This window comes from Pedobacter sp. 05L430 (assembly GCF_056397585.1).
In genome coordinates this window covers 1-16,575 of record NZ_JBFTNT010000073.1, presented here as the reverse complement: position 1 = coordinate 16,575, position 16,575 = coordinate 1, and the positions used below count along the sequence as shown (strand labels likewise).

Annotated in this window: 13 protein-coding genes and 1 pseudogene; 13 read left to right on the top strand and 1 reads right to left on the bottom strand. The window is 36.9% G+C overall.

Annotation, left to right across the window (positions count from 1 at the left end; translation table 11 throughout):
* From AC1DG9_RS12505 to AC1DG9_RS12465, 9 genes are all read left to right on the top strand, one after another.
* Positions 1-347, top strand: a 347-nt coding sequence (locus AC1DG9_RS12505; RefSeq protein WP_477634701.1) for a (deoxy)nucleoside triphosphate pyrophosphohydrolase, incomplete at its 5' end; no start/stop codon positions are given.
* Positions 348-490: 143 nt separating this feature from the next.
* The gene (locus AC1DG9_RS12500; RefSeq protein WP_288883917.1) at positions 491-1,738 is read left to right on the top strand and encodes an efflux RND transporter periplasmic adaptor subunit; all 1,248 of its coding nucleotides are present in this window, start codon (positions 491-493) and stop codon (positions 1,736-1,738) included.
* A gap of 10 nt (positions 1,739-1,748) precedes the next feature.
* Positions 1,749-3,221 carry a TolC family protein gene (locus tag AC1DG9_RS12495; RefSeq protein WP_216854452.1) on the top strand — a complete coding sequence of 491 codons (1,473 nt, stop codon included), beginning with the start codon at positions 1,749-1,751 and terminating at the stop codon, positions 3,219-3,221.
* A gap of 23 nt (positions 3,222-3,244) precedes the next feature.
* Entirely contained in the window at positions 3,245-3,910 is a 666-nt protein-coding gene (locus AC1DG9_RS12490) for an ABC transporter ATP-binding protein (RefSeq protein ID WP_172662446.1), read from the top strand.
* Positions 3,911-3,921: 11 nt separating this feature from the next.
* Positions 3,922-5,160: an ABC transporter permease gene (locus AC1DG9_RS12485; RefSeq protein WP_288883916.1), complete on the top strand. Its 1,239-nt coding sequence runs from the start codon at positions 3,922-3,924 to the stop codon at positions 5,158-5,160.
* Between the two features lie 22 nt (positions 5,161-5,182).
* Complete coding sequence (locus tag AC1DG9_RS12480) at positions 5,183-6,361, top strand: ABC transporter permease (RefSeq protein ID WP_288883915.1); 1,179 nt, start codon at positions 5,183-5,185, stop codon at positions 6,359-6,361.
* 20 nt (positions 6,362-6,381) lie between these two features.
* On the top strand, positions 6,382-7,755 hold the full coding sequence (locus tag AC1DG9_RS12475; RefSeq protein ID WP_477634700.1) for a sigma-54-dependent transcriptional regulator: 1,374 nt from the start codon (positions 6,382-6,384) through the stop codon (positions 7,753-7,755).
* Positions 7,756-7,760: 5 nt separating this feature from the next.
* Positions 7,761-9,026: a sensor histidine kinase gene (locus tag AC1DG9_RS12470; RefSeq protein ID WP_288883913.1), complete on the top strand. Its 1,266-nt coding sequence runs from the start codon at positions 7,761-7,763 to the stop codon at positions 9,024-9,026.
* A 185-nt stretch (positions 9,027-9,211) separates the two neighbouring features.
* Entirely contained in the window at positions 9,212-11,770 is a 2,559-nt protein-coding gene (locus tag AC1DG9_RS12465) for a DUF5686 and carboxypeptidase-like regulatory domain-containing protein (RefSeq protein WP_288883912.1), read from the top strand.
* Positions 11,771-11,801: 31 nt separating this feature from the next.
* Here AC1DG9_RS12465 and AC1DG9_RS12460 read toward each other — a convergent pair whose 3' ends face one another.
* A complete protein-coding gene (locus AC1DG9_RS12460) occupies positions 11,802-12,458 on the bottom strand; it encodes an ATP-binding cassette domain-containing protein (RefSeq protein WP_337717831.1) in 657 nt (218 codons plus the stop codon).
* A 476-nt stretch (positions 12,459-12,934) separates the two neighbouring features.
* On the opposite strand from AC1DG9_RS12460, the gene AC1DG9_RS12455 reads away from it, so the two are divergent.
* From AC1DG9_RS12455 to AC1DG9_RS12440, 4 genes and pseudogenes are all read left to right on the top strand, one after another.
* Complete coding sequence (locus tag AC1DG9_RS12455; protein ID WP_172662453.1) at positions 12,935-14,443, top strand: bifunctional GNAT family N-acetyltransferase/carbon-nitrogen hydrolase family protein; 1,509 nt, start codon at positions 12,935-12,937, stop codon at positions 14,441-14,443.
* Between the two features lie 28 nt (positions 14,444-14,471).
* Positions 14,472-15,617, top strand: a complete 1,146-nt coding sequence (locus AC1DG9_RS12450; protein WP_288883911.1) for a glycoside hydrolase family 18 protein — start codon at positions 14,472-14,474, stop codon at positions 15,615-15,617.
* A gap of 24 nt (positions 15,618-15,641) precedes the next feature.
* Positions 15,642-16,214 carry an NADPH-dependent FMN reductase gene (locus AC1DG9_RS12445; RefSeq protein WP_288883910.1) on the top strand — a complete coding sequence of 191 codons (573 nt, stop codon included), beginning with the start codon at positions 15,642-15,644 and terminating at the stop codon, positions 16,212-16,214.
* Between the two features lie 92 nt (positions 16,215-16,306).
* A pseudogene (locus tag AC1DG9_RS12440) lies at positions 16,307-16,575 on the top strand (AraC family transcriptional regulator); the annotation flags it as partial.

Below are 16,575 nucleotides of genomic sequence, written 5' to 3'. Positions count from 1 at the left end.
TGGTTACTCAGCGCAGTGCATCAATGAAACTACCATTGAAAATTGAATTTCCAGGAGGAAAAATTGAAGAAGGAGAAACCCCTTCCGAATGCCTGATAAGAGAAATAAAAGAGGAGTTAAATCTGGATGTTGAGATTCTTTTTGAAATGCCAGCCAACATTCATCATTATGTTGAATTTTCGATTAATCTAATCCCTTTTGTTTGTAAAGTTATTGGCGGTTCTATTGAATTAAGAGAGCATGTATCATACCAATGGCTAAATTCATCTGAGCTTTTAGATCAAGACTGGGCAGAAGCAGATGTTCCTATAGTTGAGAATTATTTAAACTCCCTAAATACGATTTAACTAGTATTACTTAAAAATGCCCGATATCGAACGTTTAGTTTGTTATCGGGCATTTTTATGAATTATTATTTATGTAATTAACTGTTTATTAGATATTTAAGTTTGGTATTTGAGTTGTAATGCTTTGTCGAAACAAACAAGCAATGGACAAATCAATTGAAGAAGAAGTTACCGTAAAAAGAAAGAAGAAAACCAGAATAATTGTAATCATAATAGTGGGAATTATAATTGGAGGAATATTCACTTTACGGGCTTACATCAAACCTTCGATAGCTACTTCCGAATTTACCACAGCGGTGGCTGAAACTGGGGATATAGAAAATACAATAAATGCTACAGGAGAAGTGCTGCCTGAATTTGAAGAGGTGTTAACCAGCCCTATAAATGCAGCTGTAAGAAACGTATTAATGGATGCAGGCACAAAGGTAAAAGCCGGACAATCTATTCTTACTCTTGATAAATCATCTGCCGAAACTGATTTTGATAAACTAAAGTTTCAAATTGAATCCAAAGAAAACGAAATCAGAAAACTAAAGCTTGATCTCGAGAAAACGTTTTACGACATCAATTCCAATAATAACATTAAACAATTACGCATTGCAAATTTTAAAGATGCAGTAGCAAGTGCCCAGAGGCTATACAAAGCCGGTGGAGGAACTAAGGAAGATATTGAGCAGGCTCAGTTAAATTTAAAAGTAGCAGAACTGGAAAAGCAGCAGCTTGAAAATGAAATTAAAAACAAGCAGCAGACCATGAAAATAGAGATCAGGGAGGCCGAAATTGCTTTAGCCATTCAAAAAAACGATCAACAAGCCTTAAAACGTAAGCTTGATCTTGCAAATGTGATCGCTACACGCGAAGGTGTGGTAACCTGGGTAAATAAAAATATCGGCGCAAGCATAAAGGAGGGCGAGTCATTGGCTAGAATTGCAAACCTGAGCAGTTATAAGGTTGCAGGAAGTATATCGGACAATATGTTAGATCAGCTTCACAATAATATGCCCGCTATTATCAGGATAAACGATATTCAACTTAGAGGATCTGTTGCCAGTGTTTCTCCGGCTGTAAGCAACTCAATTGTTTCATTTGAAGTCCAGTTGGACGAAAAGAATAATAAGCTGCTTAGGCCAAACATGAAAGTTGATGTTTTTCTGATTACTGAAACCAGAAGTAAGGTAATTCGGGTGAATAACGGAGCGGCCTTTAAAGGTTCAAATCAGCAAGAGGTGTTTGTGCTAAATAACGGAAAAGCAGTACGAAGAAATGTGAAAACAGGACTTAGCAATTTTGATTACATAGAGATCATCAGTGGTATAAAGGCAGGTGAGACTGTGATCACATCCGATATGAGCAAGTATGCGTATTCAAAAGAAATTTCAATCACTAATTGATCATAAGCGTATGAAAATCAGTTTCACAACCCTAATGATCATGTATTGCTTTAACGTTTGGGGCAGTAGCATAGAATTAAAAAATGCGGCCGACACTTTGAAACTAACTTTAAACGAGGTAGTTGAAAAAGCTAAGTCGAATTCAATAGCCGCAAAACAAGCCATTACAGTTAAGGAAACCAAGTATTGGGAGTGGCGGACATTTAAGTCTAATTATCAGCCTCAGTTGGCATTAAGTGGTATTTTGCCCGGATACAATAAAACCTACTCTCAAGTACTTCAACCAAATGGAACAGTAGCTTTTCAGCCAATAAGAAATGATAATTCTTCACTAACGCTCGATTTTAGTCAGAGTTTGGCCGCAACAGGTGGTACTATTTATGGTACMACCCAGTTGCAACGTTTTACAGATTTTGATAGGGACAATGTGTTGTATAATGGTACTCCTTATGGTATTGGGTACATACAACCTTTGTTGCAGTTTAATAGCCTCAAATGGGATAAAAAAATAGCACCCTTAAAATACAACGAGAGTAAACAAGCTTACATAGAATCGCAGGAACAAATTTCTGTAACAGTTACCGGATATTTCTTTGATCTGTTGCTTGCTCAGGTAAATCTTCATATCGCAGAGACGAATTATACAAATACCGGCAACATCTTAACCATAGCCAATACCAAATTTGAATTGGGAAAAATCTCTAAAAATGAAATTCTGCAATTACAACTTGAGCAGGTAAATGCTAAGAAAGCTGTTGGAACGGCCAAACGAGATATGGAAATTGCAACGCTGAACTTAAGAAGCTATGCCGGGATAGAGGGGGATGACAGGATTGTGCTGACCATGCCAGAGGCAGTAAAACGTGTTGAGGTTACTTCAGAAAGGGTTCTAACTGAAGCATTTGAAAATCGCTCTGATGCGATAGCTTTTGTTAGACGTATTGCTGAGGCAAAACGGGATGTAGCTAAGGCTAAAGGAGAGAATGGGCTTATAGCAACCTTAAAAGCTAATCTGGGCTTCTCTAGCGCAGGTAGTAATATACTAGATGTTTACCGTTCACCTAAAAGTCAACAATCTGTTGAGTTACAATTGGCTATTCCGGTTCTTGATTGGGGAAGATCTAAATCCAGAACCAAAACAGCCGAGGCGAATCAGCAATTTACTATTTATGAAGTAGAGCAAGACAAGCAAACCTTTAAGCAACAGATAGTAACGCAGGTTACGCTTTTTAATATGATGAAAGAGCAATTGGCGCTAACCGCGCAAGCCGATAGGATTGCTTCTGAAAAATATCAGATTGCAAGTGAACGCTATGTTTTAGGCAATTTGAGTATAACAGATCTGAGCATAGCCTTTCAGGAAAGCGATAGAGCCAAAAGAGATTATGTGGCTTCATTAAGAGATTTTTGGGGAGCCTATTACCAGTTGAGGTATTTGTCGCTATATGATTTCGAAAAGAATGAAAAAATAACTTATAAATAAATCTTAATTACTAATTATACATTATGATACGTTTACAAAATATTGAAAAGGTGTATCGCACCGATACGGTTGAAACACTGGCTATAAATGGCATTAACCTGGATATTGCAAAAGGAGAGTTTTTATCAATAATGGGTCCTTCGGGATGTGGTAAAAGTACACTTCTTAATATTATGGGTTTGCTTGATGAACCATCAAAAGGCAGTATTAGAATAGCAGATCAGGATATTACCAGATTCTCGGATCAGCAACTGGCAAAATTCAGAAATCAAAAACTTGGATTTATATTTCAGAGCTATCACCTGATCAATGACTTACAAGTGTTGGATAATGTGGAACTGCCGCTATTGTATCGTTCTGGATCTGCTAAAGAGCGCAGAGAATTGGCTACCGAAGCCTTGGCAAAAGTAGGACTGAGCAACAGAATCAAGCATTTCCCAACCCAGCTTAGCGGGGGGCAGCGTCAGCGTGTGGCTATTGCCAGGGCTATTGTAGGCAGACCCCAGATCATTCTGGCTGATGAGCCAACAGGTAACCTTGATAGTGCTATGGGGAATGAGATTATGGATATTCTGATTAGTCTGAACAAGAATGATGGTACTACCATAGTGATGGTTACCCACGATGAAAATATGGCACATAAAACGCACCGTCTGGTACGTTTGTTTGATGGTTCTCAAGTACAATAAATCCTATAGTTATGCTTAAAAACTACTTTAAAATAGCCATAGCAGTATTGAAACGGAGAAAGTTCTTCACTTTTATCAGTTTGTTTGGCATTAGCTTTACGCTTACGATATTGATGGTAACGACTGCGTTTTTTGATAAGATGTTAAGTCCTTCATACCCTGACTACAAGAGAAACAGATCTCTTTATATCACAGGTGTGGCTCTGGTAAGCTCTAAAAATGGCTGGTATAATGGAAGCTCGGCTTCTTTTTATTTCCTGGATCATTATGTATCGAAACTAAAGACTCCGGAAAAGATTGGCATTTTCTCTTTCTCTGCCAAGGCGAATGCTTATGTAAACAACAAGAAAGTTGTTATGGAATACAAATATACAGATGCTAATTATTGGGAAATTGCCGAATATCAATTTTTGGAGGGAAAACCCTATACCAAGCAGCAGATTGATAATGGGGAGAGAGTAGGGGTGATTTCAGAAAGCAATAAAAGAAATTACTTTGGTGATGCTAAATCAGTTGTAGGAAAGTACATAGAGGCCGATAACGTTAGTTACAGGATCATTGGCGTGGTTAAGGATTTACCAAGAAGTATGCGCAATTTCTATGGTGATTTGTATTTGCCATACACTGTTTCGAAAGGAAACTATAAAGACGTTGGCTTTCAGGGAGGATTCGGCGCTGTATTACTTGCTAAATCTGAAGCAGATGTTCCCAAAATGAGGGCAGAATATCAGCAAATGCTCTCAAAAATCCCAACTAACGATAAGGAATATGACAAACTTTATGCTCATGCAGATACCATGCTTGAAAGTATGTCAAGAAAATTATTTGGAAATGATGAAAACGTGGGTATTTCCAGGATGATCGCAATTGTTAGTCTTTTTATTTTGCTGTTCCTGTTGCTACCTACTATAAATCTGGTAAATATTAATATTACCAGGATAATGGAGCGTTCCTCGGAGATTGGAGTTCGAAAGGCTTTTGGCGCTTCATCTAAAACACTGGTTTATCAGTTTATTGTAGAGAATGTTATTTTAACACTGCTGGGAGGTGTTATAGGCGTTTTTCTCTCTATAGTGTGCATTTTTCTATTTAATCAATCCGATATTCTACCTAACCTTAATTTGTCGCTGAACTTTACCGTACTGGTATTTGGATTTCTGATCTGCCTATTTTTCGGGTTGCTTTCGGGAGTCTACCCGGCTTGGCGAATGTCGAGGTTAAATGTAGTTAATGCCCTAAAAGCTCAATAAGAACCATTTTAAAGAAATTATCATGTTCAAACATTTATTTAAATTGATCTGGAATAAAAGGAAGCAGAATTTCCTGTTCCTTTCGGAAATACTGGTGTCATTTTTGGTCATATTTGCCGTATTCTCCCTGTTAACTTTTTATTACTTGAATTATATGCTGCCCAAGGGATTCGAATCGGAACGGGTATGGTCTGTATCTTATAGCAGAAATGCTAAAACCAATAATATTGACTCTTTAAATATTTTTTACGAGAATGTAAGGCGTAGCTTAAAAGCGTTACCAGAAATAGAAGAGTTAAGCTTTACAAGTGCGAATTTTCCTTATTCAAATAGCCATTCCACAACTGGATTTACTTATAAAGGGAAAGAAATGTCTCCAATAAATAACTATGTTGTAGAAGATGATTACAATAAGGTATTAGGTATGCAATTACTCGAGGGTCGGTGGTTCAATAAAGAAGACATCAATCAAAGAAGTGTAGTTATTAATTCAACATTAAAGCAGGCGATGTTTGGAGACGAGCCTGCGGCCGGTAAAATTGTTGGTGCAGATAACGAAGAAGAAAAATGGAAGGTGATTGGCGTTACGGCCGATGTGAAAGCCGAAGGGGATTATTGGCCGGCAGGTAAGAGCTTTTATAAAAGACTTGATACTGGCAGTTTCAGGTGGGTAGGACACATTTTGCTTAAAGTAAGTCCAAAGGCTAATGCAGCTTTTGAAAGTAGGTTGAGTAAACTCCTTGCCAGAATAATTCAGAATTCAAATACGGAGATCCAGCATATGGAAGATACCCGGGAATCTAAAAATTCTGATACCGTTATCCCTATGATCATCTGTATTACAGTAGCAGGCTTTTTAATCATCAATGTGGCGCTGGGATTGTTCGGCGTGCTTTGGTATAATATTAGCCAGCGAAGGGGGGAGATCGGTTTGCGCCGAGCTATTGGTGCAACAGGTTCATCCGTATCATTTCAACTGGTCAGTGAGTCGTTGCTATTGGCTACATTATCTATTATTTTGGGTTCTTTTTTTGCTTTACAATTCCCCTTGCTAAATGTTTTTAATGTTGCAGCCAGCGTTTATATCATCGCTTTATTGTTGTCTATTGCTTTCATTTATCTACTGGTGATCTTTTGTTCTTTATACCCTGGAAAACAGGCTGCTGCTATACATCCTGCTGTTGCATTGCATGAAGAATAATAACTATATTAACTTTGTATATGATACTGATTGTAGATGACGATATTGCTGTAAGAACTTCTTYAACTTTATTACTTGAAAATGCAGGTAATAAGGTTAAGTCGGCAGATAGTGCCGTAGAGGCTTTAACTATTATCAAAGAGCAAACTCCAGAGTTGATTCTTCTTGATCTTAACTTTTCTATTGATACCACTGGAGTGGAAGGGATGGAATTGCTTAGCAGCATCAGAAAAATTGATGCTGTAGTACCTGTGATTTTGATTACAGGATGGGCAAGTATCCAACTGGCTGTTCAGGGCATGAAACTTGGCGCAAATGATTTTATAAATAAGCCATGGAACAACGAACACGTTTTACAATCAGTTAAAACATTACTTGAGTTAAATACTACTAAAACAAAGAATAGCAGTAGAAAACAATTGGATAAGCAATATAATTTTAAGCAAATTATTGCCGAAGATCCTCAGATGCTTGCTATACTTGAAACTATAGGGCAGATTGCGCCAACAGATGCATCGGTGCTTATTCTTGGAGAAAGCGGTACAGGAAAAGAGCTGATCGCAGAAGCAATACATGAGAATAGCTCACGTCGGAATAAGCCTTTCGTAAAAGTGAACCTTGGGGGAATATCTTCATCATTGTTTGAAAGTGAAATGTTTGGTCATGTTCGTGGAGCATTTACTGATGCACGTTTCGACAGAACCGGTCGATTTGAAATGGCTAACAAAGGGACTATCTTTTTAGATGAAATAGGAGAGTTGGAAGCGGGTAGTCAGGTTAAGTTATTGAGGGTGCTGCAAGACAGAACATATGAAGTGTTGGGTAGCAGCCGAAGTAAAGTAGTGGATGTCAGGGTGGTGTGTGCAACTAATAAAAATTTAAATGAAATGGTCGGTGCGGGCACTTTCAGAGAAGACTTGTTGTATCGCATCAACCTGATCACTATAAACTTACCGCCTTTACGTGAACGATCAGATGATATCCCTTTATTGGTTGATTTCTTTATTAATAATCTTAAAGAAATCTACAATAGACCATTGTTATCAATATCAGTCAGTGCAATGAAGTGGCTTCAGCAATTGGAGTTACCAGGCAACATAAGGCAACTGAAAAATCTGGTAGAGCGGACTATTTTAGTGAGCAAGAATAATGAACTTGGTATAGATGATTTTAAAGCGCAATTAGATCTGTCCCCTTCAAAAAAGGCGAATGTACAAATGCCCGGTGTAGGCAGTATTACACTTGAGCAGATGGAAATTGAAATGGYCAAAAGGGCAATGAGCTTTCACCAAAACAAGATTACCAAAGCCGCTGCATCTCTTGGGATAACAAGAAATTCACTATACCGTAGACTTGAGAAGTATCAGATTCCATTTAATGAAGCAGAAGATTAAACTGAATGAAGTTAAAGACCAAGTATATCCTCTTTATTGTTGTTCTTCATCTTGTCTTTTTAGGACTTAGCTATCTTATTCTGGAGAAGAATAAGATATTTTTTATTATTTCTGAGGTATTAGTTATTGTTTCTGTTGTGATATCAATAGGGCTTTATAAACAGCTTGTAGAGCCTTTAAATTATCTTAGGGAGGGGATTAGCGCCATCAATGATCGTGATTTTAATGTTAAGTTTTTACCAACAGGGAAGAAAGAAACAGATGAACTCATAGATGTATACAATCAGATGATGGATGCATTAAGGGAAGAAAGGACAAAACAGGAAGCACAGCATTTTTTTCTGGAAAAACTGATTCATACTTCACCCACTGGTATTGTTATCCTTGATTACGACAATCATATAAAGCAGATTAATCCAAAAGCAGAGGAAATATTGGGAACCAGACCTGAAATACTTTTGGCTCAGTTTGAGCCCCTTAAGGCTGGTGAGTCTAAAACAATGAGAATTGGCAGTTTAAATACTTATAAGGTCCAAAAATCTCATTTTATAGATAGGGGCTTTCCCCGAATGTTTGTAATGATTGAAGAAGTGACTGCGGAGATCTTTGAAGCGGAAAAGAATGCCTATGGTAAAGTAATCAGGATGATGGCTCATGAAGTAAATAATACAGTAGGGCCCGTAAATTCTATCATTAATATGGCTCTTGATACCAATGAAATATGGAGCTCTGAAGATAAATCAAGTTTAAAGAATGCAATGTATGTAGCTGTTGCCAGAAATCAGAACCTGAATCTGTTCATGAGAAATTTTGCAGATTTGGTAAAACTGACACCCGTAAACAAACTTCAGGTTGATCTTACTGCTTTAATTTATTCAGTTTCAGATTTTATGCTTATCAAAGCAAAAGAAAGTGGTGTTAGCTTTGGATTCGATTTACCTAATACTCCATTTTACATCTCAGCCGACTCACAACAAATGGAGCAGGCACTGATTAATATTGTTAAGAATGCGATAGAGGCTTTTGATCAGGAGGGTATTGTGAAGTTTAGTTTAGACGCTAAATTAAAGAAGCTCACAATTACTGATAACGGCAGGGGGATATCGGAGGACTTAAGTGAGCAGCTCTTTAGTCCGTTTTTTAGTACCAAGAAAGACGGGCAGGGTATTGGTTTGACTCTGGTCAGAGAGATATTGCTTAATCATGGCTTTTTGTTTTCATTAAAAACCCTACAACCAGGGCAAACAGATTTTGTTATTCAGCTCAGTTAATCAACTATTTACAGACTTTATTTTTTTGCTTTTTCATCTTGATGTCATAACATCTGGTTGAAGACTTTATCCTGACTATTTTAGTATAATATTCAAAAGTTGAGATGTACCTTTGCCGACATCCTGAATAATTATATCCGGTAAATGCCATTGCATTGGCGGGATCAAGGTAAATGAAATACATAATGAAACATCAATATTTTAAATATATAGGAACTGTTATTTTACTGATAGCGTTTGCTTTTACTTCAAAAGCTCAGCAAACAGTTGTTAACGGTACAGTAACAGATGCTACAACCAAAGAAACCTTACCGTATGTTTCGTTTCTGATTACCGGAACTGAAAAGGGTGGTAGAACAGATGCTGACGGCCAATACAGTATTACTATCAGTGATGACCATACACAGATTAAATTTAGTTATGTAGGATACAAATCAGTTGTAAAAACAATTGTTCCAGGCAAAACGCAGACAATTGATGTACAGCTGCAGAGTGAAACTACTCAAATGGATGAAGTGGTAATTACGGCAGGCAAAAAACCAAAATATAAAAATAAGGATAATCCTGCGGTTGCGCTTATTAGAAATGTCATTGCTAATAAACCAAAGAACCGTATGGATCATTATGATTTCGTTGAATACAAGAAATACGAAAGAATGATGTTTTCTATGAGTAACCTTTCTGATAAGTTTAAAAACAAAAGGATATTCCGTAATTATAAATTTTTGTTTCAGGAACAGGACTCCACTAAAATAGGTGGTAAAACCATGCTTCCTGTATTTCAGCAAGAAAAGCTTTCGAACAATTATTTCCGCAAAAGTCCGGAAAAACTTAAGACCATTATAGTAGCTGATAAGCGTGTTAACTTTGATGAACGTTTTATCGATAACCAAGGCTTAACTACTTATTTCGATAGAATGTATCAGGATATAGATATCTATGATAACAATATCTCAGTAGTAAGTAATCAGTTGTTAAGTCCAATTGCAGATGGTGCACCTACATTCTATAAGTTTTTCATTACTGATACCATTCAAAATCATAACCCAAAGCTGGTTGAGCTTTCGTTTATGCCAAGAAACAATACTGACCTCTTGTTTGAAGGAAAGTTATACATTACGCTAGATGGGAATTATGCTGTTCAAAATGCATACCTTACTGTAAATAAGGATATTAATTTGAATTTCGTTAGGGCGTTAGAAGCTAAGCTCGACTTTGAACAGAATCCAGATAAGCGTTATCACCTTAGTAAAAGTAATCTGATTGTTGATTTTGGTTTAAGTAAAAAAGGCGGAACGGGATTTACTGGCGAAAGAACTGTGAATTTTAAAGATTACCAAATCAACAAACCCCATCCTGATACTACATATTATGGCTCAGCGGTGCCTGTTGTAGTTGCAGATGCCACTAAAAGATCAGAAGAATTTTGGGCCGATAACCGTCCGGAAGCGCTTAGTGCTACAAATTTAAAGGTGTATAGTAATTTAGATACGCTGCAAACTATCCCATCATTTAAAAGAACAATGGATGTGGTTACGCTTTTCTTTGCTGGCTATAAAGATTTTGGACCTTTTGAAATGGGGCCGGTAAATACTTTTTACAGTTTTAATAGTGTTGAAGGTTTTCGTTTGCGTTTAGGGGGAAGAACTACTCCGGCGCTTAGCAAACGTTATTACTTTGAAACATATGCTGCTTATGGCTTTAATGATACGAAGTGGAAGTATTTCTTAAGCGGAACCTATTCGTTAAACAATAAATCTATTTATGCATTTCCCCAAAACTATTTAAGGGCAAGTTTCCAGAGAGATACAAAAATACCAGGTCAGGAATTGCAGTTTGTACAAGAAGATAACTTCTTGCTATCCTTCAAAAGGGGAGAGAATGATATGATGTTGTACAATGATTTTTACAGAATAGATTATGTGCATGAGTTCGAAAATCATTTCTCTTATAGCCTTGGTTTGCGCAAATGGAATCAAACACCTGCCGGATCTTTGTATTTTGCAAGTTCAAGAGACAATAATTTAATTAAAACTAACTCGATTAGTACATCAGAAATATCACTTCAGTTAAGGTACGCGCCACATGAAAAGTTTTATCAGGGTAAGGTATATCGTACCCCGCTTGTCGACAAGTATCCTATTTTTAATTTCAGATATACTGCAGGTATAAAGGGAGTTTTAGGAGGTGAATATAACTATCATAATTTCATGGGAAGCGTTGATAAACGTTTTTATCTATCTCAATTTGGGTATACCGATGTAACACTCGAAGGCGCTTATATTTTGGGTAAAGTGCCTTTCCCATTATTGTCTATTCACAGAGCAAACCAAACTTATGCTTATCAGTTGCAATCGTATAACCTAATGAACTTTCTGGAGTTTGTTAGTGATCATTACGCTAGCATCAACATAGATCAAAACTTTAATGGTTTCTTCTTTAATAAAATACCATTATTAAAAAAGCTGAAGCTAAGAGAAGTAATGTCGTTTAAGGCGCTATATGGTGGTCTGCGGAATGAAAACAACCCTGCGGTTAATAATAGCGCAATGCAATTTGTACTGAATCAGGATGGAGTACCTATCACAAACTCACTAAGTAGAGATCCTTATATTGAGGGAAGTGTTGGTGTAGGAAATATCTTTAAATTGCTTAGGGTTGATCTGGTAAAACGCTTCACGTATCTTGATAATCCTATGGTTTCTGAATGGGGAATCCGTGCAAGAGTCAAATTTGATTTCTAAGCTTAATATGATATATCAATTACGAGTAGTGCTAAGCCTTTGCGTATCCTAAAAATTCAAGTTCCTCAACGGCTTTTGTCAGATGGGTTTTTCCTCCTGTTAAAACGTAAAGACTATCACTGATCCCGATTATGTTTCTGAACATATGATCTGTAATCAATAATCCTTTATTTTTCTTTTCCTCGTTCATTAGTTCCATGATTGCCTCAATCATTATGGGGCTCAGGTGTGAAAAAGGCTCATCCAGCATGGCGAATTTAGATTTTGCCTTTAGTACAATGTATACTTCAACTAGCCTTCGGTTGCCGCCAGATAGACTTTTTAAAGCGCTTTTATAGTTGGATTTAAAATCCGGGAAGCGGTTTTCGAATTCAAAAAAGTCCAGATCAAAGTCGGCAAATACTCTTTTTAAAGTTAAAGTTTGTGGTATAAAGTTAAACTGCGGAAGATATAGGAGTAAATCAGGCCTCTTATAGGCAGCCTGAACCGTTAAATCGTCAAAGCGAATGGATTTACTGTTAGCATTTAGATTGCCGTAGATAATGTTCATTAAACATGTTTTACCATTTCCATTTCTACCGAGCAAACCAGTTATTTTGCCGGTTTCGCACTTTAAATAAATATCAGATAAGATCCTTCTTGAACCAAATTCAAGGAATATGCTATCGGCTTCAAGTTTATGGATCATTTAACGGCGTAAATTAAAAGGGCAACAAATAACAGGAAGTCGAAGGTTAAGGTACCTATCCATAAAGTAAGCTTAGGTATTCCCAAGTTTTGATAGTAATAAAACTCCTTATTTTTGTAGTTATTTATATAATAGATAATTATCCCGTAGGTAATTATTTTAAACCAAAATATTAAAGTGAAAGCTTCTGAACCAAGTTTGGATAGCATGTATGCCGACACCAAAGTTAATACAAAAGCTGTAGTGAAAAAGCTCATGTAAAAAGTAAACATCAGTCTTAATGTTTTAATTTTTAACATTTTATCTTTTGGTTGAATGGTTTTGGCACATTTAAGCTGGTTTAAATTCAATCTATCGCACCTTGCTAAATATAGTAAGAAGTTCTTGGAATATGGCTTTGCAGGGTGGGTAATTCTGTTTCAAAATATATTTCAGGMACTATTTATGTGCACTAGCAAGTATAACAACACGTACTCATGAATATTGAAATTAGAAAATTGACGCTCGAAGATTATAGTGACCTAAAGGAATCTATGGAGCAGGCATATGATACCCTGGGAGGACAAATCTGGAGCAAGCAAACTATCGCTAAACTATTAAAATTATTTCCTGAGGGCCAGTTGTGCATTGCTGTAGACGAGAAAGTAGTGGCCTGCTCATTATCTATTATAGTGGACTATGATGAGTATGGAGATAAACACACCTATCAAATGATAACCGGTAGGTATACATTTTCTACCCATGATCCCAATGGAGATACCTTATACGGAATAGAAATCTTTGTTTCGCCTGAATATCGCGGTCTGCGCTTAGGCCGCAGGCTTTATGAAGCCAGAAAGGAACTTTGTGAAAGCTTAAATTTAAAGAGCATCATTGCCGGCGGGCGCATCCCCGGCTATCATGAACATGCCGATACACTAAGCCCAAGACAGTATATCGATAAAGTAAAAGCTAAGGAATTATACGATTCAACACTTACCTTTCAATTATCTAATGATTTTCACGTAAGAAAGGTATTAAAAAACTACCTTCCGGGCGATCATGAATCTAAAGAATTTGCAACGCTGATTGAATGGAATAATATTTATTATCAGGGAGTTGATGCTTCGGCAAGATCTGCAAAAACCATTCGTATAGGATTGGTTCAATGGCAAATGCGTCTTTTCCCTACCATGGATGCTTTTTATGAGCAGGTAGAATTTTTTGTAGATGCTGTGAGCGGTTACAAATCCGATTTTATTATGTTCCCGGAATTTTTTAATACTCCGCTTTTACAGCCTTACAATCACTTGCCAGAAATGGAGGCGATGCGTAAACTTGCAGAACTTACCGAAGAGATTGTTATTAAAATTCAGGAATATGCGGTTTCATACAATGTAAATATCATTTCGGGCAGTATGCCAATATTAGAAGATAATAAGCTGTACAATGCCACCTATCTTTGCCACAGAAACGGAAAAACAGATGAATATAGAAAGATTCATATTACTCCAAATGAACGGAAATATTACGGTATGGTTGGGGGTGATAAAATTCAGGTATTTGATACCGACTGCGGGAAAGTAGGGATTCTGGTTTGTTATGATGTCGAATTCCCGGAGTTGAGCCGCATCTACGCCGATCAGGGAATGCAGATTCTATTTGTTCCATTTCTTACCGATACTCAAAATGGATACACCAGAGTAAGAAGATGTGCACAAGCCAGAGCCATAGAAAACGAATGCTATGTGGCTATTGCCGGCTGTGTAGGGAATTTGCCTAAAGTAAACAACATGGATATTCAGTTTGCGCAATCGGCAGTATTTACACCTTCTGACTTTGCTTTTCCTACCAATGCTGTTAAAGCTGAAGCGACACCCAATACAGAAATGATGTTGGTTGTAGATGTTGACCTACACCTGCTTGATGAAATTCATCATTTTGGTACCGTTAGGATACTTAAGGACAGGCGTAATGATCTTTATGAGGTTAAATTACTTAAATAGGATTATATTTATATTCCTATTTAAGTTTATGAAAAAGTATCTCAAGTTCTCTGTTTGTGGCTTAACCACCATTTTACTCCTGGTAACTAATGCATTTTCTCAATCAGATTCCGTAAAAAGTAAACCAGTAATAATTGGATACGTTGCCGGATTTAGAGGGTTAATAAATACCGATAAGATTGCTGCCCAAAAACTTACGCATATAAATTATGCCTTTGTAAATGTAAAAGGCAATAGTGCATTTTTAGGAAACCTGAAGACGGATACTGTAAATTTTAGAAAATTAAATCTGTTAAAACAAAAGAATCCTGATCTTAAGATATTTATTTCAATAGGTGGATGGGCATGGAGTGAGAACTTTTCGGATGCGGTATTAACCGATTCCTCCAGAGCTGAATTTGCACAGAGTTCAGTAGATATTATAAGAAAGTATAATCTGGATGGAGTAGACATCGACTGGGAGTATCCTGCCCGGCCAGGAGAAGAAGGTAATGTGTATAGACCCGAGGATAAGCAGAATTTCACATTAATGTTTCAGGCGATCCGTAAAGAATTAGATGTACTTCAGAAGGAGACAGGTCAAAAGAAGCTTCTTAGTACTGCTGTTGGTGGTTTTACTGATTTTTTGAATACCTCAGAGATGGGGAAAGCTCAACAATATCTGGATTACGTTAATCTGATGACCTACGACTTGTATACTGGCGGTGGTACGGCCAGTCATCATGCTAATTTATACGATTCAAAAAAGATAGCGTCTAATAGCTCTGCTGATAAAACGATAAAAGCTTTTATAGCTGCGGGCGTTCCTGCCAATAAATTAGTTATGGGAATAGCATTTTATGGCCGCAATTTTAAAATTGATGAAAGTGGTAAGAAAGGGCTTGGAGATAAAGTTGTTTCTGGTCAATTTGGAAAGGGTTATACACTTTTAAAAGATAGCCTTATTAATAAAAATGGTTACAAAAGATTTGTAGATAAGGGGGCAAAAGCGCCTTATCTTTTTAATGAAAAGAACAAGACTTTTATTACCTATGAAGATGAGCAATCCGTAAAGAATAAATGCAAGTATGTAAAAGAACATGGTCTGGCGGGAGTAATGTTTTGGGAGTATTCATCAGATCCCAAAGAGTATCTGCTTGACGAAATTAATAAGAGACTTGCTAATAGACTTTAGTGTACAAAATAGAAAAAACTTATTATGTCCCGTAAAATTAAAGTAATAGCCATTTCCGGAAGCACTAGAAAGACATCTTCTAATCTTAATCTGATAAAAGGAATTGCTCGGTTAACTTCTGATATTTTTGAAATAAACATTTTTGAAGGCCTATCTGATATTCCTCAATTTAATCCTGATCTCGATCTGGAGACACCACCAATACAAGTTGCCGATTTCAGGCAGCATCTTAAAGCTGCGGATGCAATATTGATCTGTACTCCAGAGTATGCTATGGGAGTGCCTGGTACTTTAAAAAATGCGATTGACTGGACGGTTTCGTCAATGGAATTTTCTAAAAAACCCGTCGCATTAATCACCGCGTCATTATCTGGAGAAAAAGCGCATGCTTCTTTATTGGGTACACTTTTAATTATAGAGTCAAAGATGACAGTAGATACACAGCTTTTAATTCCAGGTATTAAGAGTAAAATAGACGAGCAGGGTAATATAACCGATCAGTTAACCTTAGGTCTTGTAAATAAATTAATCCAATCATTAACAGATCTTGTACTTAAGGATGCAGATACAATTGAAGCGCCCTTTTTAGTAAATTAAATCGCAGACGGTATTTAATGACATGAAGACGACGGAGGAAATTGTAAGAAACCGCAACTTTATATCTGTTTGAATTTTATAATTTTTGTTGAATGGAACAAATTGAATCTCTACAAGAGTTTTATAGCCGGGTACCACAGGCAAATCCGTTAGGACTCTCACTTCACAATGCTGGCGCAGGGCATTTTAATGTGTTTGAGCGTAGATCATGCCTTAACAATGCCCCTTACATAAGACGTGATTTTTATAAAGTATCACTTATAATAGGTAAGGGCAAATTACATTATGCCGATAAATGGATTGAAATTGATAGGCCTGCATTACTTTTTTCAAATCCGGTAATTCCATATTCGTGGGAAGC